The sequence below is a fragment of the Phyllobacterium sp. P5_D12 genome (assembly GCF_054049495.1).
In genome coordinates this window covers 1-2,740 of the sequence record NZ_JBFUMG010000577.1, presented here as the reverse complement: position 1 = coordinate 2,740, position 2,740 = coordinate 1, and the positions used below count along the sequence as shown (strand labels likewise).

Annotated in this window: 4 protein-coding genes; 3 read left to right on the top strand and 1 reads right to left on the bottom strand. The window is 56.2% G+C overall.

Annotated elements, in window-relative coordinates; translation table 11 throughout:
* The 3 genes from ACXJ5O_RS23750 to ACXJ5O_RS23740 form a co-directional block, all read left to right on the top strand.
* A partial coding sequence (locus ACXJ5O_RS23750; protein WP_457302052.1) for a hypothetical protein occupies positions 1–251 on the top strand: 251 nt, incomplete at its 5' end.
* Positions 248–1,015 carry a 4Fe-4S dicluster domain-containing protein gene (locus ACXJ5O_RS23745; protein WP_457302051.1) on the top strand — a complete coding sequence of 256 codons (768 nt, stop codon included), beginning with the start codon at positions 248–250 and terminating at the stop codon, positions 1,013–1,015. The genes ACXJ5O_RS23750 and ACXJ5O_RS23745, both read left to right, overlap by 4 nt.
* 3 nt (positions 1,016–1,018) lie before the next feature.
* Complete coding sequence (locus tag ACXJ5O_RS23740) at positions 1,019–1,921, top strand: dimethyl sulfoxide reductase anchor subunit family protein (protein WP_457302050.1); 903 nt, start codon at positions 1,019–1,021, stop codon at positions 1,919–1,921.
* Here ACXJ5O_RS23740 and ACXJ5O_RS23735 read toward each other — a convergent pair.
* On the bottom strand, positions 1,918–2,740 hold an 823-nt coding region (locus ACXJ5O_RS23735; RefSeq protein WP_457302049.1), incomplete at its 5' end, for a lipid A biosynthesis lauroyl acyltransferase. The two genes, ACXJ5O_RS23740 and ACXJ5O_RS23735, sit on opposite strands and share 4 nt — an antisense overlap.

The window sequence follows — 2,740 nt, the reverse complement described above, 5'->3', positions numbered from 1 at the left end:
AAGTAACCAAGGGATTCCTCCTCAACCACCTTATTCACGAACTTTTGCCACCAAAAGCCGATGGGATGCGCTGGTCGAACTCCGATCCCATTACAGGGCAGGCCGCTTGGTATGATTTGCGCGTGCGCATTGAGAAGGCTGAGGCTGGGGTGGAGATCAGCGAACCGTATTTCGCTGCAATCAAACCTCCTGGCAGTCAATCGCAACCGATCGATGAACTGCGTTACGGGCAGGAATGGTCGCCAAAATGACCAGCCTTCCCCAAAATCGTACCGTGAAAAAACTCGGGCTGGTGATCGATCTTGATGTATGTGTCGGCTGCCATGCCTGTGTAATCAGTTGCAAGGAATGGAACACTGGCGGCTACGGCAGTGCGCTGTCGGACCAGCATCCCTATGGCGAGGATGTTTCGGGTACGTTTCTCAACCGCATCCACAGTTTTGAAGTCGCGCCAGAAGGCGGACAAATTATCGGTGAAGCTGGCGACGCCCGCGTTGTGCACTTTCCAAAGTCCTGTTTGCATTGCGAAGACGCGCCGTGTGTCACGGTCTGCCCGACTGGAGCGTCTTACAAGCGTGCCGAGGACGGCATCGTGCTGGTGGATGAGGGCAAGTGCATCGGATGCGGACTCTGCGCCTGGGCCTGTGCCTATGGTGCGCGGGAGATGGATCTTGCTGCCGGCGTGATGAAGAAGTGCACACTGTGCGTCGACCGCGTTTACAATGAGACACTGAAGCAAGAAGACCGCGTGCCTTCCTGTGTCAGGACTTGTCCGGTCAACGCCCGGCATTTTGGCGACCTTGGCGATCCGAATTCCGATGTGGCCATCATGGTGGTGGAACGCGGTGGTTTCGATCTTATGCCGGAGCAGGAAACACGGCCCACCAACAAGTACCTACCACCTCGTCCACGAAAGTCGTTGAGCGAAAGCACGCCAATAATACCTCTTGCAGAGAACACCGATGGTGCGCGCGGATTTTTCGCTTGGCTCGACAAGACGCTGGACCGGATCTAGGCGATGCATCCAGCGTATTCGATTATTGTTTTCACGACGCTGTCAGGTCTGGGCTACGGACTTGCGGTCGTGCTTGGGCTCGGTTTTCTGGATCCGTCGCTGCTAATGACCAAGCTTGCCTATTTGACTTCGCTGGCACTGATCAGCGTTGGACTGGCAGCTTCGCTCATGCATCTCGGCAACCCGCAACGTGCATGGCGGGCCTTGAGCCAATGGCGCTCCAGCTGGTTGTCACGCGAGGGTGTGATGGCAATCGCGACGTTTGTCCCCTTGACGTTGAGTGCTGCGCTGGCAATCTTCGCCGATAGACATGATGTGACTTTGGGGTTTATCACTGTGCTTGGTGCTTTGGTGACAGTCTATTGCACGTCGATGATCTATGCGTCGCTCAAGACTGTGGACTCGTGGCATACGAAACTGACACCACTGTGCTTCCTGTTGTTTTCGCTAGCCGGTGGGTTCTTGTTCGCAAGCGCCTTCGTGGGAAATGGGTTGGTCGAGGAGTTGCTGGCGCTTCTGTTCGTCCTCCTCGCGTTAGTCGCCAAACTAGTTTGGCGCAACCGCGCCACGACACTCTTACCTATTTCGACGCCGGAAACGGCAACCGGTCTTGGCTTCATCGGCGAGGTGCGGCTGTTTGAGCGCCCGCATGCGCTGGACAACTATCTGACGCGGGAGATGGGCTTTCGCGTTGCCCGTAAACACGCCGCAAAGCTGTGGGTGATCGCCTTTATTTGCGGTGTGGTCCTCCCTATCTTGGCGCTTTTGCTGGCGATGACCATTGGCGAAGGGCTGACCGCGCAGATTGCGCTTGTTTTCAGCGTCGTCGCATATGTGTTAGGGATTTTTGTCGAGCGCTGGCTGTTCTTCGGCGAAGCCAAACATGCGGTGATGAACTACTACTAATTGCTGTTCCAGCGCTTGTGAAACCACATCCACTGGCCGGGGTATTCGCGTACCCAAGACTCGACCTTGTCGTTCAGAGCCTGGACAGTTGCGGCGAGGTCCACAGCTCCCTTGTCATCGCGCGGTATCTCCATCTTCTCTTCAAGCTCCAGACGAAAACGGCCACCGGGCAGGCGCACACAGCGTGCCGGATATACATCGCACTCATATTGACGCACGAGTTTCGCGAGAAGTGGATTGGTTTTGCATGGGCGGTTGAAGAAGGTCGAAGCGATGCCGCGTTTGAATTTTTGATCGACCAGCATGCCGACATTGCCATTGTTGTTGAGGACGGTGGCGAGCGACCAAGCTGCACCGGCCTTCGATGGAACGAGATGTCCCATGTTGGTGCGGCGCGCACCAAGGATTTTCTTGGCGACGTAGGGATTGTTCGGCGGCCGAAACAGCGCAGTGACATTCAGATCGAATGTCGCCGCGCAGATCGGCAGCAGCTCGAAATTCCCCGTATGACCTGTGAAGAATATATGCGGGCGGTCCTTCTCGTCCCGTATGCGTTCGAAGATCTCGCGGCCCTGAACCTCGACTAGTCCGGGCGTGTCGCTGTGCGGATCGAAATCGAAAATCGCATCCAGGAAGACATATTCGGCAGTGAGTCGTGCCATGTTGCCCCACATATCTCGGGCAATCTGCTGCAGTTCGTCCTCTGTCTTTTCCGGATAGGCTTTGCGCAGATTGGTCATCGCGACGCGATGGCGCCCCATCAGGGGACCAATTTTACGTGCTGCGGTATCGGTAAAATCCATGGCCGCCTTCGCAGGC